The organism is Azotobacter armeniacus (genome assembly GCF_054779355.1).
In genome coordinates this window covers 1-21,704 of sequence record NZ_BAAGYK010000010.1, presented here as the reverse complement: position 1 = coordinate 21,704, position 21,704 = coordinate 1, and the positions used below count along the sequence as shown (strand labels likewise).

Here is a 21,704-nt window from a genome sequence, read left to right as displayed (position 1 = left end):
ATCGCTCTTGAACGACACGACAACAATGCTCGATGAGCCGGGCTCCGGCCACTGGATCCTCTACCGCATCGACGACAACGGCAACGAGGTGGAGATGCGCCGCTTCGCCGAGCGCGCCGAGGCCGAAGCGCTCATGCGCGAGTACGAGCAGCGCGGGCACAAACAGGCGTATCTGGTACGCGAGGAGCGCCAGTCGCCCGGGGAAGCTTCGGAACCTTGAACGCTCTCAGCCCTGCCCGGCCTTCAGCGTCGGCGCCTGGGTACAGGCGAGCCTCTCGAACTGTCGCGCCCAGGCACCGATCTCGCCGAAGAGATGTTCGCGCTGACGTGGCGTCGCCGTATCGAACATCCCGGCAAGCAGGATCAGGGTCTGCTCGCGGTTGTGCGTCATCCGGGCGCGATAGCTGGCGCTCCAGGCGGAGTCGGGCTCGATCAGCAGAAGCCGCAGGCGTGCCTCGAAGAGCGCAGTATCCCGGCGCTGCGCGAGCGTCGCCATCAGCCTGGCCTGCCAGCGCTCGCGGTTGGCCAGCCACTCTGCCGTCGTGGGCTGCAAGGCATCGCTCCAGTGCTCGACGAGACGGCGCTGCTCCTCGCTCAGGCGGCCGAACCAGCTGCGCAGGCGCTTCTCCATGCGCTCGATCTGCTCCATTCTCCGTTCGGCCGGCGTCCCGGAGAGAAACGCCTTGTGCATGTCGCGATTCCGGCGCCGGAAGGCGCCAGCCAGCTCGTCGAGCTGTTCGTCGTCGAGCTGAACGAGCAGCAGGCGCGCATCCAGCAGAATCGCCGTCAGCAGGTCGCGCAGGAGGACTTCGGCATGCCCCAGATGGAGATCAAGCCGGGCCGGTGTGATGGCACCGCTGCGCAGGTCACCTTCCAGGCGCCGCAGCAGGGCGGCATAGGGGCCGAGCTGGGTACGGCAATGCCAGGCGAGGCGCTCCGCCAGGCGCACGTCGAGCAGGGCCCGCTGATCGCGGTCCAGCGTGACGTAATCGCCGATGTACCAGGGCAGCAGCCGATGCAGCTGGCCATAGACGAGGCTGACGGAGCAACCGGCGAACAGGACTGCCAACAGTGGGAGGACAAGGGCTCGGGAGGCGCGCCGGCATTGCGGAACGATAGCCGCGCCAAGTTTCGCCAGGACTCGCCAACCCCGCTGCATCGGGTGGCAACGCTGCGCAGGGAGTCCAAGGGGCGGCATGGCGGTTACCTCGCTGCGGAAGAGTCGGTCCATGGTGCCGGTGAACCCATCACGGGGCGGGCGGCACCCTATCCAACCGTAGCAAGACCACTGCCGGAATCGAGGGAGCCACGCCCCGGACCCCGGACGGCCGCTCAGCCCTTCAGCTCGAACGCATCCGCGTCGCGATAGGCTGGAAAGCGCGTGCGGTACTTGGCGAGGGCCTGGGCCGAGAGGGTGACGTGGAACACACCGTCGGCCTCGACCGGCGCCAGCAGCGGCTCGCCCTGGAAGTCGAGCACCTGGCTGTCGCCGCTGTGCGGGTAGCCGTTGCCATCGGCGCCGATGCGGTTGACCGCCGCCACGTAGCACAGGTTCTCGATCCCGCGCGCTGGCAGCAGGCGGTTCCAGGCGTTGCGCCGGGCCGCCGGCCAGCTGGCGATGTACAGCAGCAGGTCGGTATCGTGGGGGTCGCGGCTCCACCCCGGGAAGCGCAGGTCGTAGCAGACCAGCGGGCGCACGTGCCAGCCCTTGAGTTCGAGCAGAACGCGCGCCTCGCCAGCGGCGTAGTGCTCGTGCTCGCCAGCCATGCGGAACAGGTGGCGCTTGTCGTAGTGAGCGCAGCTGCCGTCCGGGCGCGCCCAGTACAGGCGGTTGCGGTAGCTGCCATCGGCGGCATGGGTGATGACGCTGCCGACCACCACGGCGTTGAGACGCGCGGCCTGGGCCAGCAGCCAGGCGCGGCTCGGGCCGTCCTCTTCCTCGGCCAGCGCCGCGGCGTCCATGGAGAAGCCGGTGCTGAACATCTCCGGCAGGATCACCAGATCGGCGCCGGCAGCCTGCTCCAGCAGCTTGCCGAAGTGGGCGTGGTTGGCGGCCGGGTCCTGCCAGACCGGGGCGGTCTGCACCAGGGCCAGCTTGAGGTCGGGCAAGGTGCTCAGGTCACGCATGGAAAATCTCCGAAATCCTTGGTCATGGGCGCTTTTCGTAGGGTGGAAAACGCGCGCAGCGCTTTTCCACCGGAGTGCGCAGCGGTGGACAAGGCTGCGCCGTTGTCCACCCTACGGGTCAAACGCGACACAGCTTCTCCGCCGCCTGGCGCAGGGTCTCATCGCGCTTGGCGAAGCAGAAGCGCACCAGGCGCAGGCCCTGCGGCGGGGCCTGATAGAGCACCGACACAGGGATGCTGGCCACGCCGTGCTCACGGGTCAGCCACAGCGACATTGCCACATCGTCCAGGTCGTCGCGGATCGCCGAGTAGTCGGCCAACTGGAAGTAGGTGCCGGGGGTGCGGGTGAAAGTGAATCGCGAGCCGACCAGCAGGTCGCAGAACAGGTCGCGCTTGGCCTGGTAGAAGGCCGGCAGCTCGTCGACGTGTTCGGGATGGGCGGCCATGTAGTCGGCCAGCGCCCACTGCAGCGGGGTGATGCCACAGAAGGTGACGAACTGGTGGACCTTGCGCAGTTCGGCGGAAAGCAGCGGCGGCGCCACTATGTAGCCGGTCTTCCAGCCGGTGACGTGGTAGGTCTTGCCGAACGAGCTGACTACGCAGGCGCGCGCATAGAGCTCTTCGTGGGCCAGCACGCTGGCGTGGCGCACACCGTCGTAGATCAGGTGTTCGTAGACCTCGTCGCTGATCAGATAGATGTCGAAGCCGCGGATCAGCCTGGCCAGCTGGTCCAGCTCGCTACGGGAGATCAGCGCGCCGCTGGGGTTGTGCGGGCTGTTGAGGATGATCAGCCGGGTGCGCGGGCTGAGGGCGTCGGCCAGGCGCTGCCAGTCGATGGAAAAGTCCGGCAGAGCCAGCGGCACATGCACGCAGCGCCCGCCGGCCAGCTCCACCGAGGGTTCGTAGCTGTCATAGCAGGGGTCGAAGACGATCACCTCGTCGCCCGGGCGGACCAGCGCCTGCACCGCGCAGAAGATCGCCTCGGTGGCGCCGGGGGTGATGGTGATCTCGTCGTCCATGTCCACCTGGCGCCCATAGCTGCGGGCAATCTTCTGCACGACCTGCTCGCGCAGCGCCGGCAGGCCGGTCATCGGCGCGTACTGGTTGTGGCCGGCCATGACGTGATGACCGACTGCCTCGCGCAGCGCCTGCGGACCGTCGAAATCCGGGAACCCCTGGGACAAGTTGATGGCGCCGGTCTGCGCGGCGAGCTGGGACATGGTGGTGAAGATGGTGGTGCCGACGTTGGGCAGTTTGCTCTGGATCATGGCCTCGGATTTCATGGGCAAGCGACGGGCGAAGTCGCGAGAATAGCTGATCCGCTGCCCCGCGGCAGCCGCGGGCGCGGCGAATTCCAGGGCAATCGCATAAACGACTTTCTCCCCTCTCCCATTCATGGGAGATGACTGCATGGATGCAGGAGGCCAAAGCCGAGGGGCGGGGGGAGAGGGCAAATGAGCAGCGATGGCTTGTTTTCCCACTCCCCAGTCCTCTCCCGAACGCGGGAGAAAGAGTGAACGGCTGCACCTGCCCATTCATGCGATTGCCCTGCGGCGAATTCCGCATCACCGGGGCGGATGAGCTGCGCTATCCTGCGGCCCTGTACCATACCCGAGGCCGCCGCATACGGACGCCCTCGCCGAGAAAGGATGCCCCCTCATGAGCAAAGCCCAACGCCTGTCGGAAAAATGGTTCCGCCTCGCCCTGTGAATCATCGCCGTGGTCTTCGCCAGCTTCCTGATCGGGCTGGGCGGTGCGCTGGTGAAGAACCTGCCGCTGGTCGAGCAATCCCTGCAGAGCGAGGTGCGGGTGTTTCTCTACCGGCTGGCGATGACCCTGCCCTTTCTGGTCGTCGCCGGCTGGCTGTTCGCATGCCAGCGCAAGAGCACCTGGTGGCCCTTCGTCTGGGGGTTCATCTTCTTCGCGCTGCTCGTCTTCTTCGTCGAATTGGTGCCCTATCTGCCGAGCTACGGCGGCTATGTGCGGCACGCCGTGGGCATCCTGATCACCGTGCTGGTCGGCCGCCAGGCGATCGTCGCGCTGAACCGCTACCTGGAGCGGCAGCACCAGACCGAGGCCAAACCGGACGCCGAACGGCGCCAGAAGCTGCCCTACGACACCGCCCTGGCACGCCTGGCCAAGAAGGTCTGCCCGGGCTGCGAAAGGGCGGTCGACCTGGAGGATGCGCAGATCGACCACTGCCCGCACTGCGGCATCTGCCTGTTCGACCACTGCGGGCAATGCCAGCAGCGCAAGAGCGCCTTCGCCCGTTTCTGTCAGGCCTGCGGCATCCCGGCTGTGCGGCTATGACCCGCAGCCTCCCCTAACCCGGGGGAGGCCGGCCTTCAGCGCTTCTTGTCCCGGCGCTTCTTCTCGGCCTTCTTGTGGTGGCTCATCAGGCGGCGCTTCTTGTTCACCTGGCGGTCGGTGAGGGTGTTCTTCTTGCCCTCGTAGGGGTTCTCGCCGCCCTTGTATTCGATGCGGATCGGCGTGCCGACCAGCTTCAGCACGCGGCGGTAGGTGTTCTCCAGGTAGCGCGTGTAAGCCTTGGGTACTGCCTCCACCTGGTTGCCGTGGATTACGATCAGCGGCGGGTTGGCGCCGCCCAGGTGAGCATAGCGCAACTTGATGCGTCGGCCGTTGACCAGCGGCGGCTGGTGCTCCTGCACCGCGTCCTCAAGGATCTGGGTCAGGCGGCTGGTCGGCCAGCGGGTGATGGCCGACTTGAACGAGGCCTGTACCGATTTGTACAGGTGGCCCACGCCGGTGCCGTGCAGGGCGGAAATGAAGTGGATGTCGGCGAAGTCGACGAACATCAGCCGGCGCTCCAGCTCGGTCTTCACATAGTCGCGCTGGCCGGGCTCCATGCCGTCCCACTTGTTCAGCGCGATGACCAGGGCGCGGCCGGTTTCCAGCACAAAACCGAGCAGGTTGAGATCATGTTCGACCACCCCTTCGCGGGCGTCCATCACGAAGATCACCACGTTGGCATCCTGGATGGCCTGCAGGGTCTTGACCACCGAGAACTTCTCCACCGCCTCGAAGATCTTGCCGCGCCGGCGCACGCCGGCGGTGTCGATCAGGGTGTACTTCTCCTCGTCGCGCTCGAAGGGTATGTAGATGCTATCGCGGGTGGTGCCAGCCTGGTCGTAGACGATCACCCGCTCCTCGCCGAGCATGCGGTTGACCAGGGTCGACTTGCCGACATTGGGACGGCCGATGATGGCGATCTTGATGCCATCCTTCTCGCTGGGGCCTGGGATGCGCCTGGGCTCTTCGCCCTCGGCGACCAGCTCTTCCTCACCCTCTGCCTCTTCCTCGGCGGCGTCCTTCGGGAAGATGCCGAGGGCCTCTTCGAGCATGGCATTGATGCCGCGCCCGTGGGCCGCGGCGATTGGCAGGGCGTCGCCCAGGCCCAGCGGGCTGAACTCGGCGCGGGCGATGTCCGGGTCGACCGTGTCGACCTTGTTCGCCACCAGAAAGCTGCGCTTGTTGCGCTTGCGCAAATGCTCGGCGATCAGTTGGTCGGCGGCGGTCATCCCGGCGCGGGAGTCGACCATGAACAGCACGGCGTCGGCTTCCTCGATGGCCTGCAGCGATTGCTCGGCCATCTTCGCATCGATGCCTTCCTCATCACCGGAGATGCCCCCGGTATCGATGACGATGTACGTGCGCCCCTGCCACTTGGCCTCGCCATACTGGCGGTCGCGGGTCAGTCCGGCGTATTCGGCGACGATGGCGTCGCGGGTCTTGGTCAGACGGTTGAACAGCGTCGACTTGCCGACGTTCGGGCGGCCCACCAGGGCGATTACGGGAACCATAAGGCTCTCACCTGCAATATTCGGAAAAAACAACGGCCGCTGCGCGGGGCAGCGGCCGAACGAGGGTCGGGCCAGCCCGACCGATGGGCAGCGATCAGCGAATGGTCAGCGCGACCAGGTTGCCGCCGTTGCCGTAGGCATACAGCCAGTCCCCCACCACCAGCGGACGGGCACGCAGGCCCTTGCTGTCGATGCGGGTGCGCCCGACGAAGCGGCCGTCCACCTGGCTGAGCAGGTGCAGGTAGCCCTCCAGGTCGCCGACCGCCACATAGCTGGAGAACACCGCCGGCGACGACAGCTGGCGGCGGGCCAGCGCATCGTTCTTCCACAGCGCCGAGGCGCTGCGCTCGTCGATGCCTTCGACGGCCCCCTCGGCCAGGCTCACATACACACTGCCATAGCCCAGCGCCACGCTGCCGCTGCTGGAGGCCTGGCGCTGCCACAGGGGACGCCCGGTCTGCAGATCGAGCGCGGCGACGCTGCCTTGGAAGGTCACGACATACAGGGTACCGCCAGACAGCTCCAGGCCACCGTCGATGTCCACCACCCGCTCCAGCTCGGAACGGCCGGAGGGCACCGCCACCCGCTGCTCCCAGATCGGCAGTCCGCGCTGGGTTTCCAGGGCGAGCACCTTGCCGCTGGAGAGGCCGACGACCGCCAGCTGGTTGGTGACCAGCGGCGCGCCGGTGCCGCGCAGGGTCAGCACGGCCGGTGTGTTATCGTAGGTCCAGCGCTGGCTGCCGCTGCTTGCCTCGAGGGCGATCAGGCGGTCGTCCTGGGTTTGCACCACCACCACGTCGCCGTTGCTCACCGGCGGCGCCAGCACCTCGCTGCTGACGCGGCTGCGCCAGATCTCCTCGCCGCTGCTCGAATCCAGGGCGATCACCTCACCCTGCAGGGTGCCGAGCAGGACCTGGCCATAGCCGGCGCCGACGCCGCCGGCCACCGGCAGCTCCAGATCCTTGCGCCAGGCGACCTTGCCGCTGAAGCGGTCTAGGGCCATCACCTGGCCGGTGGCATCGGCGACGAACAAGGTGTCGCCCTCCACTGCCGGCACCAACTGATTGTAGGTCTTGCCCTGGCCCTCGCCGATGGCGCGGCTCCACTCCTTGGTCAGTTGCACCTCTTCCTTGAACTTCACCAATGCGGCCGGCGGCTGCTCCTTGGAGCTGTTGAGCCAGTTGCCGATACTGCAACCGGCGAGCGTCGCCGCCATCGCTAGCACCGCCGCATGTTTCCAGGGCTTCACGTCAGGTATCTCCCTTGGCCAGGTCGTCGAGCTTCATCTGCAGGGTTTCCAGCCCGGCATCGTCGGGCTGGGCGGCCTTGGCCTTCTCGTAGGCGGCCCGAGCCTCGTCGGGGCGACCGAGCTGCACCAACAGATCGCCCTTGACTTCCTCGCGGCCGGCCTGGAAGGCCGGATCGGCCTCACCGGCGAGCAGGACGAGGCCCTCCTCGGCCTTGCCCTGGGCCGCCATGACCCGCGCCAGGCGCTGCCGTGCCACCTCGCCGAGGGTGGCATCGGCCGGCTTGTCAAGGATCGCCCGCAGTTCGGCGGCGGCATCGTCGAGCTTGTCCTCCTCCACCGCCACCTTGGCGACCAACAGGCTGCCATACTGGGCATAGTGGCTGCCGCCGAAATCGCTCTGTAACTGCCCGTAGAGTTCGGCGATTCTGGCCACATCCGGCTTCCCGGAAGGCATCAGGCTAGCGTCCAGCAGTTGCTGGTAGAGCGCCGAAGCGTTCTGTGCCCGCTGGGTCTGGTACTTCTGCCAGCCCTGCCAGGCGAACACGACCGCCAGGGCCAGGACAGCGCCGGTGAGCAGGGGCTTGCCATTGCGCTGCCACCAGTCCTTGATCTGCGCCAGCTCTTCATCTTCGGTACGCGAGGTCACCCCAATACTCCTCAATCCAGTGTTCAAGCCTGCAGGCAGGCCGCCAGGCGTTCGCCCAGGACGTCCCAGCCGATGCTCTGTTGTTCGCCGCCGGCACGCAGCGGCTTCAGCCCGACGATGCGCCCGGCCAGCTCGTCCTCGCCCAGCACCAGGGCATAGAGTGCGCCGCTCTTGTCAGCCTTCTTCAACTGGCTCTTGAAGCTGCCGGCCCCGGCATTGACCGCCAGGCGCAGTCCCGGCAGCGCGTCGCGCAATTGCTCGGCCAGCGCCAAGGCCGCCAGCTCGGCTGCCTCACCGAAGGCGCAGAAATACACATCGACCTGCCGGGACAGCTCCGGCGGGAGCTTGTCCAGGGTTTCCAGGAGCAGCACCAGACGCTCGACGCCCATGGCGAAGCCCACCGCCGGGGTCGGTTTGCCGCCTAGCTGCTCGACCAGACCGTCATAGCGGCCGCCGGCGCAGACGGTGCCCTGGGCGCCGAGCTGGTCGGTGACCCACTCGAACACCGTCTTGCCGTAGTAGTCCAGGCCGCGTACCAGCTTGGGATTGATCGTGTAGGGAATGCCGGCGGCGTCCAGGCGCGCCCTGAGACCCTCGAAGTGCAGGCGCGAATCCTCGTCCAGATAGTCCGCCAGCTTGGGCGCGTCCACCAGCAGGGCCTGAGTGTCCGGGCTCTTGCTGTCGAGGATGCGCAGCGGGTTGCTGGACAGACGGCGCTGGCTGTCCTCATCGAGCTGCTCGAAGCGCGCCGAGAGGTACTCGACCAGCGCCTCGCGATAGCGCGCGCGAGCCTCGCTGCTGCCCAGGCTGTTGAGCTCCAGGGTCACCGCCTTGCGCAGGCCGAGCAGGCCCCATAGGCGCCAGATCAGCACGATCAGTTCGGCATCGATGTCCGGCCCCGGCAGGTTGAAGACCTCCACGCCGATCTGGTGGAACTGCCGGTAGCGGCCCTTCTGCGGGCGCTCGTGACGGAACATCGGGCCGACGTACCAGAGCTTCTGCACCTGGCCGCCGCCGCTGATGCCGTGCTCGAGCACCGCGCGCACGCAGCTGGCGGTGCCCTCGGGACGTAGGGTCAGGGAGTCGCCGTTGCGGTCCTCGAAGGTGTACATCTCCTTCTCGACGATATCGGTGACCTCGCCGATGGAGCGCTTGAACAGCTCGGTGAACTCGACGATGGGCATGCGGATCTGCCGGTAACCGTAACCGTCCAGCAGGCTTGCCACGCCGTTCTCGAAATAGCGCCAGAGCGGGGTCTGCTCTGGCAGGATGTCGTTCATGCCACGGATGGCCTGGATGTTTTTGCTCAAAAGGATTCCTTAACTGCGGACGATCAGGCTGGCGTCGGCTGCGGCCTTTTCCGCTGCCTTGCGGCGGATCAGCCGCTCCAGCTCGTCCACCAGATTCTCGTTGTCCAGCTTCTGCGCCGGCTTGCCGTCGATGTAGACCAGGTTGTTGGGGGTGCCGCCGGTGAGGCCGACATGCGCCTCCTTGGCCTCGCCGGGACCGTTCACCACACAGCCGATCACCGCCACGTCGAGCGGTACCAGCAGGTCCTCGAGGCGGGTTTCCAGCTCATTCATGGTCTTTACCACATCGAAGTTCTGTCGCGAGCAGCTCGGGCAAGCGATGAAGTTGATCCCCCGCGAGCGCAGGTGCAGTGACTTGAGGATGTCGAAACCGACCTTGATCTCCTCCACCGGATCGGCGGCCAGCGATACCCGGATGGTGTCGCCGATGCCTTCGGCGAGCAGCATGCCAAGCCCCACCGCGGACTTCACGGTGCCGGAACGCAGCCCGCCGGCCTCGGTGATGCCGAGGTGCAGCGGCTGCTCGATCTGCCCGGCCAGCAGGCGGTAGGCGGCTACTGCCATGAACACGTCAGAGGCCTTGACGCTGACCTTGAAGTTCTGGAAGTCCAGGCGGTCGAGATGCTCGACATGGCGCAGGGCGGACTCCACCAGCGCCTGCGGGGTCGGCTCGCCGTACTTCTTCTGCAGGTCCTTCTCCAGGGAACCGGCATTGACGCCGATGCGGATCGGGATGCCTCGGTCACGCGCCGCGTCCACTACCGCGCGGACCCGCTCCTCGCGGCCGATGTTGCCCGGGTTGATGCGCAGGCAGTCGACGCCCAGCTCGGCGACGCGCAGGGCGATCTGGTAGTCGAAGTGAATATCGGCGACCAGCGGCACTTGCACCTGCTGCTTGATCCGGCCAAACGCCTCGGCGGCGTCCATGTCCGGCACCGAGACGCGGACGATGTCGGCACCGGCCACTTCCAGACGGCGGATCTGCGCCACTGTGGCGTCGACGTCGCGGGTGTCGGTGTTGGTCATGCTCTGCACCGAGATGGGCGCATCGCCGCCCACCGCTATCGGGCCGACCCAGATCTTGCGCGACGGACGGCGCTGGATGGGTGATTCGCTGTGCATGAACCTAGTTCCCCACTTTCAGACGGGCAGTCGCGCCGCGCGCAGTGAAGGGTGCGAGGTTGACCGGCTGGCCGTCGAAGCTGACCTCGGCACCATGGGCGAAGCCGAGGCGCACGTCCAGAGGCTTCTGGCCGCGCAGCTCGACCGTGTCGCCAGCACGCTTCAGGCCGCGCAGCAACACCTTGCCATGGGCGTCGATGACCTGGGTCCAGCAGTCGGCCGTGAAACGGATGCTCAACACGCCCTCTCCGGCGGCCGGCCCCATGTCAGGCGCCGGACTGGCGGCGGCTTCAGGCGTGCTGGCCGCTGCCGGGGCGGCAGTTGGAGCGGTCGGTACGGCGGTGGGCGCGACAGAAACAAGAACCGGCGTAGCCTCGGCCAGCGGCGGCGCGGCGGCAGTACTGCTGGCCAGCGGTGTCAGCTGGGGCTGTGGCTCGGCGGGCTGGAGCGCCTGGGCCACGGCCTGGTCTTCCGGCTCGTCGAGCGGATGGATCTGGGTGGTGCCGTCGGCGCTGTCAACCTCGACATGGGCCAGGTTCAGCGCGCTCCGGACACCCTGCTGCGCCGAACGCTCCTGCCACCAGAACAGGCCGGAGCCGACCAGCAGGAGCACCAGGACGAGGCTGGCCAGACGCAGGATGCTCTGCGAAATCCGCAGCGGCTGCTCGATGTTCCCCAGGCTGTGCACTTCGCTGCCCTTAGCGTTGGTGCCGGTGTACTGGTCGAAGGCCTCGACCAGGCGGGCCTGATCCATCCCCAGCAGCTTGGCGTAGGAACGCACATAGCCGCGGGCGAAGGTATGTCCCGGCAGCCGGTCGAATTCGCCAGCCTCCAGTTGGGCCAGGGTCAGAGGGGGAAGATGCAGCTGTCCGGCCACCAGGGCCAGCGACCAGCCGTTGTCCTCGCGGCCCTTGCGCAGGATCTCGCCCGGGTTAACGGAGGTCGCCGCCATGCTCTCGATTTGCGACGCGTTCATCATTGCTCCGACAGATATTGCTGATATTCCGGCGTGCCCGGGTAATGACGCTTCAGCTGCTGGCCGAAGGTGGCTGCCTGGTCGCGATCGTCGAAGACCTGTGCCAGACGGGTACCCAGCAGCAAGCTGCGGGCATTCTGCTCACCCATCCGGCTGAAACTGGCGTAATAGGAACGCGCCGACATGTAGTCGCGCCCCTCGAAATCCAGCGTCGCCATTTCCAGCTGGGCCAAGGGCTGCTGTGAATTGATGCGCAGGGACTTCTCCAGATGGCTCTTGGCGAGATCGCGCAGCCCCAGCTTGACGGCGGTCAGGCCGAGATTGAGGTAGACCCGCGAGCGCTCGGGGTACAGGGTGTCGGCCGCCGCCTGCTGGAAGCGCTCGTAGGCATCCTGATAGCGACGCTGCTCGAACAGAAAGCTACCGTAGTTGTTCAGGATGCGCGCGTCGCCGGGACGCTTGGCAAGCGCCTTGCGATAATGCTGGTCGGCCAGCTCAGGCTCGAGCTCGCTCTGGAACACCAGGGCCAGGGCGGCGTGGGCGTCGGCATCGCCGGCATCAAGCTCCAGCGCCTTGCCCAGCGGCATCTTGGCGCGATCGGCCTGGCCCTGCTTGAGGTAGCCGAGACCGAGCTGGATATATGCCTCGCGAGCCTCCTTGCGACCCTGCTCGGTCTTCATGGGATCGACCGCTCCGGTCGAGACGCAACCAGCCAGCAGCATGACGGGAAACAACAGCAGCGCAGCGCGCAGGGTCATAGACATCCTCGGTTCAGGTCCGGTTGACGGCACTGTGGGATGGCGCTGCCTCGTCGCCGAGCTGGCGCACGGCGATATGGCGCTCGCTACGCCGGGTGCGATCCATGACCTGGCCAACCAGCTGACCGCAGGCAGCGTCGATGTCATCGCCACGGGTGGTGCGTACCGTGACGTTGTGCCCGGCCTTGTGCAGCAGGTCCTGGAAGCGGCGAATGGCGTTGTTGCTCGGCCGCTCGTAACCGGAGAAGGGGAAGGGATTGAAGGGAATCAGGTTGATCTTGCACGGCACGTCGCTGAGCAGGGCGACCATTTGCGTCGCGTGCTCGGGCTGGTCATTGACGTCCTTGAGCAGGGTGTATTCCACGGTCAGCACGCGCTTCTCGCCGAGACGGGAGATGTAGCGCTTGCAGGCGTCCAACACCACAGCTAGCGGGTACTTGCGGTTGATCGGCACCAGCCTGTCGCGCAGTGCGTCGTTAGGCGCGTGCAGCGACAGCGCCAGGGACACGTCGATGACCTTGCCCAACTCGTCGATCATCGGTGCCACGCCGGAGGTGGAGAGGGTCACCTTGCGCTTGGAGATGCCGTAACCGAGGTCGTCCATCATGATCTGCATGGCAGCGACCGCATTGTCGAAATTCAGCAGCGGTTCGCCCATGCCCATCATCACCACGTTGGTGATGGCGCGATCGATCTTGGCCGGGACGGTGCCGAAGGATTTGTTGGCAATCCACACCTGGCCGATGATCTCGGCAGCGGTCAGGTCGCTGTTGAAGCCCTGCTTGCCAGTGGAGCAGAAGCTGCAGTCCAGCGAGCAGCCGGCCTGCGACGACACGCACAGGGTGCCGCGCCCGGCCTGGGGGATGTATACGGTTTCGACGCAACTGCCGGAAGCCACGCGCATCACCCACTTGCGGGTGCCGTCGCTGGAAATGTCCTGGCTGACAATCTCCGGGCCACGAACTTCGGCGCAGGCCTTGAGCTTCTCGCGCAGGGCTTTGCCGATGTTGCTCATGGCCTCGAAGTCGCCAATGCCGAAGTGGTGAATCCATTTCATCACCTGCCCGGCACGAAAGCGCTTCTCGCCGATGGACTCGAAGAAGCCTTCCAGCTGTGGCTGGGTCAGCCCCAGCAGGTTCACCTTGGTGGTTTCGGTCATGGATTCACCCTCCCCCATCGCCTGATCAGCGGATGCGGGCGCACACCTCGGTGGCGGCGAAGAAGTAGGCGATCTCGCGAGCGGCGGAAGCCTCGGAGTCGGAGCCGTGCACGGCATTCTCGTCGATGGACACGGCGAAGTCGGCGCGGATGGTGCCCGGAGCAGCGTCCTTCGGGTTGGTGGCACCCATCAGCTCGCGGTTCTTGGCAATGGCGCCCTCGCCTTCCAGCACCTGCACGACGACCGGACCGGAGGTCATGAAGGAGACCAGATCCTTGAAGAACGGACGCTCTTTGTGCTCGACATAGAAGCCACCGGCTTCGCGCTCGGACAGCTGGACCATCTTCGCAGCGATGACGCTCAGGCCGGCCTTCTCGAAACGGGTGAGAATCTCACCGATGACGTTCTTGGCGACGGCGTCGGGCTTGATGATGGAAAGGGTACGTTCAACGGCCATGGATGACTCCAGTCAGTCAGGTTTTGAAAAGCGGAAAATTAAACCCGCGAATTATACGCGGGTTCCGGTGAAATGCATAAGACCAGCTTGAGGATCAGTCGGCTTCTTCGATCCAGGCTGCCTGAATGGCCTCCAGCACCTTCTCGCCGCCCCGCTCGGGGTCGTCGTCGAATTCCGGCAGGGCCAGCACCCAACGATGCAGATCGAGGAAGTTCAAATAGCGTGGATCGATCTGCGGATGGGTATCGACCAGCTGCAGGGCGATTTCCTGTACGTCGGTCCATTTCAGGCTCACGCGCATGCCCTCAATGCCTTTCCGAAACTTGATTGATGGTGTAGCGGGGAATCTCCACCACCAGATCCTCATCACTGACTTTCGCCTGACAGGATAGTCGCGATTCCGGCTCTAGTCCCCAGGCTTTGTCAAGCATGTCGTCCTCCAACTCGTCGGACGGCTCCAGGGAGTGGAAGCCCTCGCGCACGACCACATGACAGGTGGTACAGGCACAGGACATCTCGCAGGCATGCTCGATCTCGATGTCATTGCGCAGGGCTGCATCGAGAATGCTCTCGCCGGGCCTGGCCTCGACCACCTTACCCTCGGGACAATGCACCTCGTGGGGCAGAAAAACGATCTGCGGCATCACTCACTCCTCGATTTCGTTCAATCGGCGACCGGATAGCGCAGCCTTCACCGACGCGTCCATGCGCCGCGCGGCGAAGGCGTCGGTGACCTGCGCCAGGCGCCTGGTGTGCAACTCGATGGCGGTGCCGTCCTGTGCCTCCAGCGCATCGCGCAGGGCCTGCATCTGCGACTCGATGGCGAGCCGCTCTTCGGCGCTCAGCAGCACTTCGCCGTCCGCCTCCAGGGCAGCCTGCACCGCCTCCAGCAGTCGCTGCGCCTCGACCTGCTGCTCGTTCAGCAGGCGTGCCGCCCTGTCGCCGCCGGCATGCTCGAAGGAGTCCTTGAGCATCCGCGCGATCTCACCGTCGGTCAGCCCGTAGGACGGCTTGACCTGCACGCTCGCCTCGACGCCGGAGCCCAGCTCTCGGGCGGAGACGCTGAGCAAGCCATCGGCGTCGACCTGAAAGGTCACGCGGATCTTCGCCGCCCCCGCCACCATCGGCGGGATGCCGCGCAGCTCGAAGCGCGCCAGGGAACGGCAGTCCTTGACCAGCTCGCGCTCGCCCTGCAGGACATGGATCAGCATGGCCGTCTGGCCGTCCTTGTAGGTGGTGAAGTCCTGGGCCCGCGCCACGGGAAGGGTGGTGTTGCGCGGAATGACCTTCTCCATCAGCCCGCCCATGGTTTCCAGCCCCAGGGACAGCGGATTGACGTCCAGCAGCAGCAGCTCCTCGCCGTCGCGCCCGTTGCCGGCCAGGGTGTCGGCCTGGAGCGCCGCGCCGATGGCGACCACCTGGTCGGGGTCGATATCTGTCAGCGGCGGGCGGTCGAACAGCTCGGCGACCACCTGGCGCACCCGCGGCACCCGGGTGGAGCCGCCGACCATGGCCACCGCGGAAATCTCCTGCGGGTCGATCTCGGCATCGCGCAGCGCCCGCCGGCAGGCCTTCAGGCTGCGCGCCACCAAAGGTTCGATCAGCGCTTCGAAACGCTCGCGGGTCAACTCGCCCTGCCAGCTGCCGTAGGCCAGCGGCACTACCGGACTGTCGGTCAGCGCCTCCTTGGCCGCGCAGGCCAGTTGCAGCAGGTGGCGCTGGGTACCGGGATCGAGGTCGGCGGACAGTCCCGCCTGCTCGACGATCCAGTTGGCGAGGGCGTGGTCGAAGTCGTCGCCGCCCAGGGCGCTGTCGCCACCGGTGGCGAGCACCTCGAAGACCCCGCGAGTCAGGCGCAGGATGGAAATGTCGAAGGTGCCGCCACCCAAGTCGTAGACCGCCACCAGCCCCTCGGCGCCACGGTCGAGGCCGTAGGCCACCGCGGCCGCAGTCGGTTCGTTGAGCAGGCGCAGCACGCTTAGGCCGGCCAGACGCGCGGCGTCCTTGGTGGCCTGGCGCTGGGCCTCGTCGAAGTAGGCCGGCACGGTGATCACCGCGCCGACCAACTCGCCACCGAGGGCTTCCTCGGCACGCTGGCGCAGTACCTTGAGAATCTCCGCCGACACCTCCACCGGGCTTTTCGGGCCCTGTACGGTATCGATGAACGGCATGTGCGACTCACCCTCGACGAAGCGGTAGGGCAGTTGCTCGCCGAGCAGCTTGAGGTCGGAGATGCCGCGCCCCATGAGGCGCTTCACCGACAGCACGGTATTCAAGGGATCCGTGGCGGCAGCCGCCTTGGCCCCGCGGCCGACCTCGACCAGGCCACCGGCCCGGTAGCGCACCGCCGAGGGCAGGATCACCTCCCCGTCGGTGTCCGCCAGGGACTCGGCCAGACCGCTGCGCAGCGCGGCGACCAGCGAATTGGTGGTGCCCAGATCGATCCCGACCGCCAGGCGGCGCTGGTGGGGTTGCGGGCTTTGTCCGGGTTCAGCGATCTGCAGTAGGGCCATGGTATTCAGATATCGGAGGCGCGGCCGGGGCTGCGCGGGGTTAGTCGTCGAGGCGCTCTTCGAGCTGACGGACCTCGGCGGAGAGCTTGTCGAGGAACTGCATGCGCCGTGCCAGACGCTCGGCCTCATCGCGCCGGAGCGTATCGGCCCAGCAAGCGGCAAAGCCCTCGTTCAGCCGTTCCTGGGCCTGCGCCAAGTGGCGCTTGAAGGCCGCCAGCCCGCTCAGGTCGGCACTGTCCTGCAGTTCCTGCAACTCCTCGCGCAGCTCCATCTGCTGCATGAGGAAGGCCGGATCCTGCACCGTGGTCTCCAGGGGCATCTCCTCTCCCTGCAGGGCGAGCAGGTAGCGGGCGCGCCGGGACGGGCTCCTCAGTGTCTGGTAGGCTTCGTTGAGCCGGGCGGACTCCTCCAGCGCCAGGCGCTGCTCGTGCGCGGAGCCGCCGGCGAAGCGGTCGGGGTGCACCCGGCGCACCAGCTCGCGATAGCGCGCCGCGAGCCGCTCCAGGTCCAGGCAAAAATCCGGCTCGAGGTCGAACAGGGCGAAATGGCAGGCGTTACCCATGCAGCAGCCTCAAACGTTGAAGCTTTCGCCGCAGCCGCACTCGCCACGCACGTTCGGGTTGTTGAACTTGAAGCCCTCGTTGAGTCCTTCGCGGGCAAAGTCCAGCTCAGTGCCGTCCAGGTAGACCAAGCTCTTGGGGTCGATGATCACCTTGACCCCATGGCTCTCGAACACCTGGTCCTCGCCAGCCACCTCGTCGACGAACTCCAGCACGTAGGCCATGCCTGAGCAGCCGCTCGTGCGGACGCCCAGGCGGATGCCCGCGCCCTTGCCGCGTCCCTCGAGGGAGCGGCGGACATGGCGGGCGGCAGCTTCGGTCATAGTGATGGCCATGGGAACTCCTCAATCGTCAGCGTGGTTTAGGCCCTGGCCTCTCTTGTGCTTGTAGTCGCGAACGGCGGCCTTGATAGCATCTTCCGCCAGCACCGAGCAGTGGATCTTGACCGGCGGCAACGCCAGCTCTTCGGCGATCTGGGTGTTCTTGATGGTTTCCGCCTCGTCCAAGGTCTTGCCCTTCATCCACTCGGTGGCCAGGGAGCTGGAGGCAATGGCCGAGCCACAACCGTAGGTCTTGAACTTGGCGTCCTCGATGACGCCCTGCTCGTTGACCTTGATCTGCAAGCGCATCACATCGCCGCAGGCCGGGGCGCCCACCATGCCGGTACCGACGTTCGGGTCTTCCGAATCGAGCTTGCCGACGTTGCGCGGGTTTTCGTAGTGGTCGATGACCTTGTCACTGTAAGCCATGGTGCAACACCTCGTTAATCACGGGCAATTTCGCAGAGGGGAATCAGTGGGCCTGCCATACGACCCTGGACAGGTCGACCCCTTCCTTGTACATGTCCCAGAGCGGCGACAGCTCGCGCAACTTGCTGACAGCCTCGCAGACCTTCTGCGCGGCATAGTCGACGTCCTCCTCGGTGGTGAAACGACCGAAGGTGAAGCGGATCGAGCTGTGCGCCAGCTCATCGTTGCGGCCCAGGGCGCGCAGCACGTAGGACGGCTCCAGGGAAGCCGAGGTACATGCCGAGCCCGAGGAAACCGCCAGGTCCTTGAGCGCCATGATCAGCGACTCGCCTTCCACGTAGTTGAAACTGAGGTTTAGGTTGTGCGGCACCCGCGCCGTGGAGCTGCCGTTCAGGTAGAGCTCCTCGAGGGTGCCGACCTGCTCGTGGAAGCGCCGGCTGAGGGCGGCGATGCGCCGGCTCTCCGCGGCCATCTCTTCCCTGGCGATGCGGAAGGCTTCGCCCATGCCGACGATCTGGTGGGTCGCCAGGGTGCCGGAGCGCATGCCACGCTCGTGGCCGCCACCATGCATCTGCGCGTCCAGGCGCACGCGCGGCTTGCGGCGCACGTAGAGCGCGCCGACACCCTTGGGACCGTAGGTCTTGTGGGCGGAGAAGGACATCAGGTCGACCTTCATGCTCTCCAGGTCGATGGCCACCTTACCGGTCGACTGCGCTGCGTCGACGTGGTACAGCACGCCCCGGGAGCGGGTCAGTTCGCCGATGGCGGCGATGTCGTTGATGGTGCCGATCTCATTGTTGACGTGCATCACCGAGACCAGGATGGTGTCTTCGCGCAGCGCTGCCTCGACCATCGCCGGGGTGATCAAGCCATCCTCCCCAGGCTCGAGATAAGTCACCTCGAAGCCTTCGCGCTCGAGCTGCCGGGTGGTGTCCAGCACCGCCTTGTGCTCGATCTTCGAGGTGACGATGTGCTTGCCCTTGCTCGCGTAGAAGTGCGCGACGCCCTTGATCGCCAGATTGTCGGACTCGGTCGCACCGGAGGTCCAGACGATTTCCCGCGGGTCGGCATTGACCAGCTCCGCCACCTGTCGGCGGGCGTTCTCCACCGCCTCCTCGGCCTTCCAGCCAAAGACGTGGGAGCGCGAGGCCGGATTGCCGAAGTTACCGTCCATGGTCAGGCACTCGCTCATCTTCTGCGCCACCCGCGGGTCGACCGGAGTGGTAGCGGAATAATCCAGGTAAATCGGCAACTTCATGAGGCTCTCCTGTCGGGCTCGCATCCGGCTCATTCGATAACGGACGCTTCGATCTTTTCAGCATGCGGCAGCGGGCAGCCGCCCTGGCGCCGATCCTGCAGCCGGGCGAGATCCTGGACGTCACTGCGGGCGACCAGATCGGCCAGGCTGATGCCGCTGAGAAATTCATGGATTTGGTGGCTAAGGTCGCACCAGAGGTAATGGGTCAGGCAGACTTCCCCCGAATGACAGCCGCGATCGCCCTGGCAACGCGTCACGTCCACCGATTCGTTGACCGCGTCGATCACTTCGGCCACCTGGATGCCGGCCATGCCGCGGGACAGCTGGTAGCCGCCTCCGGGGCCGCGGACACTGGTCACCAGACTGTTGCGCCGCAGCTTGGCGAACAACTGCTCCAGGTAGGAAAGAGAAATGCCCTGGCGCTCGGAGATGTCGGCGAGGGAGACGGGGCCGCTCTGGGCGTGCAGTGCCAGATCGAGCATGGCCGTGACGGCATATCGGCCTTTGGTTGTCAGTCGCATGGTCGCTACCAGGGAATCGCTGATTTGCGCCAAGTATGCAATACCCGAGCACCAGGATCAACTATAAATCCTTCTAATTTACTCGGAATTATTCCACCCCTGTCGGCACAGCCGAGGCGGACAGCGAGCGCGTCAGCCCGGAGGTTTGCCGTTCTCTTCCTTGACCCCGGCGAAATCCTCCTCGCGCAGCGCGGGCAGCTCCTTCGCATGGTAATCGCTGCCCAGCGCCTTGAGCGCCTGGCACATGCCTTCGAGACGCTCGTCTACCGCCTGCAAATGATCGAGCAACTGGCCGATGGCATGCGCCACCGGGTCAGGCATGCTCTGGCCGAGGGCGTAGGCGTCGAAGCCGTATTTCTCGGCGAGCGCCTGACGCTTGGCTTCCTGCTCGTCGCCCGGCCTGACGACGATGCGTCCGGGAATCCCCACCGCCGTGGCGCCGGCCGGCACCGCCCGGGTCACCACGGCGTTGGAGCCGATCTTGGCGCCGGCGCCGACGGTGAAGGGACCGAGGATCTTCGCGCCGGCACCGACGATCACGCCATCCTCCAAGGTCGGATGGCGCTTGCCCTTGTCCCAGCTGGTGCCACCCAGGGTCACGCCATGATAGAGGGTGACGTCGTCGCCGATTTCGGCGGTCTCGCCGATCACCACGCCCATACCGTGGTCGATGAAGAGGCGCCGACCGATCCGTGCGCCCGGATGGATCTCGATGCCGGTCAGCCAGCGACCCAGGTGCGAGACCAGTCGCGCCAGCAGCTTCCAGTCGGCGCACCACAGCCCGTGCGCCAACCGATGCAGCCACACGGCATGCAGCCCCGGATAGCAGATCAGCACCTCGAGAGTGTTGCGGGCGGCAGGGTCGCGCCGGAAAACGCTCCGGATATCTTCTCGCATGCGTTCGAACATTATTGCTTTCTCCGCGTCTGGGCCTCGCCGCGGGCCGCCTTCTGGGTTTCCGTCAGGATACCGCGCAGGATATTCATCTCCAGCTTGCTGATGCCGTTGCGACTGTACAGCCGGCGCAAGCGCGACATCAGATGGCGCGGTTTTTCCGGATCGAGAAAGCCAATCTCCACCAAGGTGCTTTCCAGGTGCCCATAGAACAGCTCCAGCTCGTCCATGGTGGCCGGCTGGGCATTGAGCATCGCCGTGGTTTCCAGCTTTTCCTGCTTGCTCGGCAGGCCCTCGGCCGCCAGCCAGGCCATGCGCACCTCATAGGCCAGCACCTGGACCGCCGCCGCCAGATTGAGCGAACTGAACGAAGGATCCGAGGGAATGTGCACATGGAACTGGCAGCGCTGCAGTTCCTCATTGGTCAGCCCGGCGTATTCGCGACCGAACACCAAGGCCACCTCGGCGCCCTGCCCGGCCTGCTCCAGGCATGTCGTGGCGCACTCGCGCGGATCCAGCAGCGGCCAAGGGATCCGCCGGTCACGGGCACTGGTGCCGAGCGCCAGACTGCAGCCGACCAGCGCTTCCTCCAAGGTTGCGACCACCTGCGCACCCTCCAGGATGTCGGTGGCGCCGGAGGCTCGGGCAACCGCCTCACTGCTGGGAAAGCCCTCGGGATCGACCAGATAGAGACGGCTCAGCCCCATGTTCTTCATGGCGCGGGCCGCCCCTCCAATATTGCCGGGATGACTGGTATTCACCAGGACAACGCGAATGTTCTGCAGCAACACCAGCTCCACAACGCTACACGGCCAAAGGGGCTGGAATCTTACAGAAGCCGGGTAGCGAACGCCACGCGACCAGGGCAATCGCGCTATGAAGCATCCGGGCCAAACAACAGCTGGGCTCGGTACTGCGCATTGGTGCAGGCCCGCATGCACCGCCTGCCAACGCTCAGTCGACTGTTGTCGTTCCGCCATATCAGGTTCAGCGCCGCGCAGCGTATCACGGCCAGATTGCTGGCCGAGTGATCCTTGCGACTGCAATTGGCATCCTCGCGGAACTGCACATCCAGCACCCAATGCTGCCGGTTCTCGATGGCCCAGTGGTCGCGCACCACGCCGGCAAAGCGTTCCAGGTCGCCGCGCGCTCAGGAAATAGCGGCACTCGCGCGTTTCCTGGGCGGCCACGTGGCGAATCGATTCCACTCGCCCAAGAGGCGTCAGACCCTTCCACGTTCTCGTGGGCGAAGTCCTCAATGCTGACCCAGTCGTCATGGCCGCACAGGGTGGCGCAGAGGGTGATCATGACGATGCCCTGCAGGGCATGCAGTTTGTTGCGGGTTTCGCGGCGTGGGTCGATGAGTTCGGCGAAGCAGGGCTGGGGATTGGGCAGCATGAGAGGGCTCGGAAAAGTCTTTTCCGTTACCAGCAATCCTCGCCCAACGCAAGAGGGATGTAGCGCGATTGCCCTGGATGGCCCTGCAGGGCAATCGCATGAACGGATGCGCCCGTAGCTTCAAGCGGCTTCAGCCCGAGCAGGTTTGGTGTAGCGTGTCTTCTCTTTGTCGAGAAGGGATACACGA

25 protein-coding genes and 1 pseudogene are annotated in these 21,704 nt (G+C 65.9%); 2 read left to right on the top strand and 24 right to left on the bottom strand.

Going from position 1 to position 21,704, the window contains the following annotated elements; genetic code table 11:
- Positions 1-7: 7 nt before the first annotated feature.
- Positions 8-220, top strand: coding sequence for a hypothetical protein (locus tag ACYVD0_RS02750; protein ID WP_460425374.1), 213 nt, complete (start codon positions 8-10; stop codon positions 218-220).
- Positions 221-226: 6 nt separating this feature from the next.
- Here ACYVD0_RS02750 and ACYVD0_RS02745 read toward each other — a convergent pair whose 3' ends face one another.
- The 3 genes from ACYVD0_RS02745 to ACYVD0_RS02735 form a co-directional block, all read right to left on the bottom strand.
- On the bottom strand, positions 227-1,069 hold the full coding sequence (locus ACYVD0_RS02745) for a DUF6279 family lipoprotein (protein WP_460425373.1): 843 nt from the start codon (positions 1,067-1,069) through the stop codon (positions 227-229).
- Positions 1,070-1,332: 263 nt separating this feature from the next.
- Positions 1,333-2,127, bottom strand: coding sequence for a nitrilase family protein (locus ACYVD0_RS02740; RefSeq protein WP_460425372.1), 795 nt, complete (start codon positions 2,125-2,127; stop codon positions 1,333-1,335).
- Between the two features lie 118 nt (positions 2,128-2,245).
- The gene (locus tag ACYVD0_RS02735) at positions 2,246-3,394 is read right to left on the bottom strand and encodes a pyridoxal phosphate-dependent aminotransferase (RefSeq protein ID WP_460425371.1); all 1,149 of its coding nucleotides are present in this window, start codon (positions 3,392-3,394) and stop codon (positions 2,246-2,248) included.
- 451 nt (positions 3,395-3,845) lie between these two features.
- Here ACYVD0_RS02735 and ACYVD0_RS02730 point away from each other — a divergent pair, with 451 nt between their 5' ends.
- Positions 3,846-4,436: a hypothetical protein gene (locus tag ACYVD0_RS02730; RefSeq protein ID WP_460425370.1), complete on the top strand. Its 591-nt coding sequence runs from the start codon at positions 3,846-3,848 to the stop codon at positions 4,434-4,436.
- 35 nt (positions 4,437-4,471) lie between these two features.
- Here the strand turns inward: ACYVD0_RS02730 and der are convergent, their stop codons facing one another.
- The 21 genes and pseudogenes from der to ACYVD0_RS02625 form a co-directional block, all read right to left on the bottom strand.
- The gene (der, locus tag ACYVD0_RS02725; RefSeq protein WP_460425369.1) at positions 4,472-5,947 is read right to left on the bottom strand and encodes a ribosome biogenesis GTPase Der; all 1,476 of its coding nucleotides are present in this window, start codon (positions 5,945-5,947) and stop codon (positions 4,472-4,474) included.
- A 94-nt stretch (positions 5,948-6,041) separates the two neighbouring features.
- Positions 6,042-7,205 (bottom strand): outer membrane protein assembly factor BamB, encoded by a 1,164-nt coding sequence (gene bamB / locus ACYVD0_RS02720; RefSeq protein ID WP_460425381.1) that lies wholly within the window; start codon positions 7,203-7,205, stop codon positions 6,042-6,044.
- Positions 7,198-7,842 (bottom strand): YfgM family protein, encoded by a 645-nt coding sequence (locus tag ACYVD0_RS02715; RefSeq protein ID WP_460425368.1) that lies wholly within the window; start codon positions 7,840-7,842, stop codon positions 7,198-7,200. Before ACYVD0_RS02715 ends, bamB begins: the two co-directional genes overlap by 8 nt.
- Before the next feature lie 23 nt (positions 7,843-7,865).
- On the bottom strand, positions 7,866-9,152 hold the full coding sequence (gene hisS, locus ACYVD0_RS02710; RefSeq protein WP_460425367.1) for a histidine--tRNA ligase: 1,287 nt from the start codon (positions 9,150-9,152) through the stop codon (positions 7,866-7,868).
- A 9-nt stretch (positions 9,153-9,161) separates the two neighbouring features.
- A complete protein-coding gene (gene ispG / locus ACYVD0_RS02705; RefSeq protein ID WP_460425366.1) occupies positions 9,162-10,274 on the bottom strand; it encodes a flavodoxin/ferredoxin-dependent (E)-4-hydroxy-3-methylbut-2-enyl-diphosphate synthase in 1,113 nt (370 codons plus the stop codon).
- 4 nt (positions 10,275-10,278) lie between these two features.
- A complete protein-coding gene (locus ACYVD0_RS02700; RefSeq protein ID WP_460425365.1) occupies positions 10,279-11,253 on the bottom strand; it encodes a RodZ domain-containing protein in 975 nt (324 codons plus the stop codon).
- Complete coding sequence (gene pilW / locus ACYVD0_RS02695; protein ID WP_460425364.1) at positions 11,250-12,008, bottom strand: type IV pilus biogenesis/stability protein PilF/PilW; 759 nt, start codon at positions 12,006-12,008, stop codon at positions 11,250-11,252. Before pilW ends, ACYVD0_RS02700 begins: the two co-directional genes overlap by 4 nt.
- 13 nt (positions 12,009-12,021) lie before the next feature.
- On the bottom strand, positions 12,022-13,167 hold the full coding sequence (rlmN, locus tag ACYVD0_RS02690) for a 23S rRNA (adenine(2503)-C(2))-methyltransferase RlmN (RefSeq protein ID WP_460425363.1): 1,146 nt from the start codon (positions 13,165-13,167) through the stop codon (positions 12,022-12,024).
- Between the two features lie 25 nt (positions 13,168-13,192).
- Positions 13,193-13,624 carry a nucleoside-diphosphate kinase gene (gene ndk / locus ACYVD0_RS02685; RefSeq protein WP_460425362.1) on the bottom strand — a complete coding sequence of 144 codons (432 nt, stop codon included), beginning with the start codon at positions 13,622-13,624 and terminating at the stop codon, positions 13,193-13,195.
- Between the two features lie 94 nt (positions 13,625-13,718).
- Positions 13,719-13,919: a Fe-S cluster assembly protein IscX gene (iscX, locus tag ACYVD0_RS02680; RefSeq protein WP_460425361.1), complete on the bottom strand. Its 201-nt coding sequence runs from the start codon at positions 13,917-13,919 to the stop codon at positions 13,719-13,721.
- Positions 13,920-13,929: 10 nt separating this feature from the next.
- On the bottom strand, positions 13,930-14,268 hold the full coding sequence (gene fdx, locus ACYVD0_RS02675; RefSeq protein WP_460425360.1) for a 2Fe-2S iron-sulfur cluster-binding family protein: 339 nt from the start codon (positions 14,266-14,268) through the stop codon (positions 13,930-13,932).
- 3 nt (positions 14,269-14,271) lie between these two features.
- A complete protein-coding gene (gene hscA, locus ACYVD0_RS02670; RefSeq protein WP_460425359.1) occupies positions 14,272-16,137 on the bottom strand; it encodes a molecular chaperone HscA in 1,866 nt (621 codons plus the stop codon).
- 40 nt (positions 16,138-16,177) lie between these two features.
- On the bottom strand, positions 16,178-16,699 hold the full coding sequence (gene hscB, locus ACYVD0_RS02665; RefSeq protein WP_460425358.1) for a co-chaperone HscB: 522 nt from the start codon (positions 16,697-16,699) through the stop codon (positions 16,178-16,180).
- A gap of 9 nt (positions 16,700-16,708) precedes the next feature.
- Positions 16,709-17,032 (bottom strand): HesB/IscA family protein, encoded by a 324-nt coding sequence (gene iscA / locus ACYVD0_RS02660; protein ID WP_460425357.1) that lies wholly within the window; start codon positions 17,030-17,032, stop codon positions 16,709-16,711.
- Between the two features lie 9 nt (positions 17,033-17,041).
- Positions 17,042-17,446: an iron-sulfur cluster assembly scaffold protein gene (gene iscU / locus ACYVD0_RS02655; RefSeq protein WP_460425356.1), complete on the bottom strand. Its 405-nt coding sequence runs from the start codon at positions 17,444-17,446 to the stop codon at positions 17,042-17,044.
- A 43-nt stretch (positions 17,447-17,489) separates the two neighbouring features.
- A complete protein-coding gene (locus tag ACYVD0_RS02650) occupies positions 17,490-18,704 on the bottom strand; it encodes an IscS subfamily cysteine desulfurase (protein ID WP_460425355.1) in 1,215 nt (404 codons plus the stop codon).
- Between the two features lie 29 nt (positions 18,705-18,733).
- On the bottom strand, positions 18,734-19,225 hold the full coding sequence (iscR, locus tag ACYVD0_RS02645) for a Fe-S cluster assembly transcriptional regulator IscR (RefSeq protein WP_460425354.1): 492 nt from the start codon (positions 19,223-19,225) through the stop codon (positions 18,734-18,736).
- Between the two features lie 132 nt (positions 19,226-19,357).
- A complete protein-coding gene (cysE, locus tag ACYVD0_RS02640) occupies positions 19,358-20,134 on the bottom strand; it encodes a serine O-acetyltransferase (RefSeq protein ID WP_460425353.1) in 777 nt (258 codons plus the stop codon).
- On the bottom strand, positions 20,134-20,910 hold the full coding sequence (trmJ, locus tag ACYVD0_RS02635) for a tRNA (cytosine(32)/uridine(32)-2'-O)-methyltransferase TrmJ (RefSeq protein ID WP_460425380.1): 777 nt from the start codon (positions 20,908-20,910) through the stop codon (positions 20,134-20,136). The genes cysE and trmJ overlap by 1 nt, the downstream gene beginning before the upstream one ends.
- 83 nt (positions 20,911-20,993) lie before the next feature.
- Positions 20,994-21,257, bottom strand: a complete 264-nt coding sequence (locus tag ACYVD0_RS02630; protein WP_460425379.1) for a transposase — start codon at positions 21,255-21,257, stop codon at positions 20,994-20,996.
- A gap of 110 nt (positions 21,258-21,367) precedes the next feature.
- Positions 21,368-21,517: pseudogene (locus ACYVD0_RS02625) on the bottom strand (transposase family protein); the annotation flags it as partial.
- Positions 21,518-21,704 lie beyond the last annotated feature (187 nt).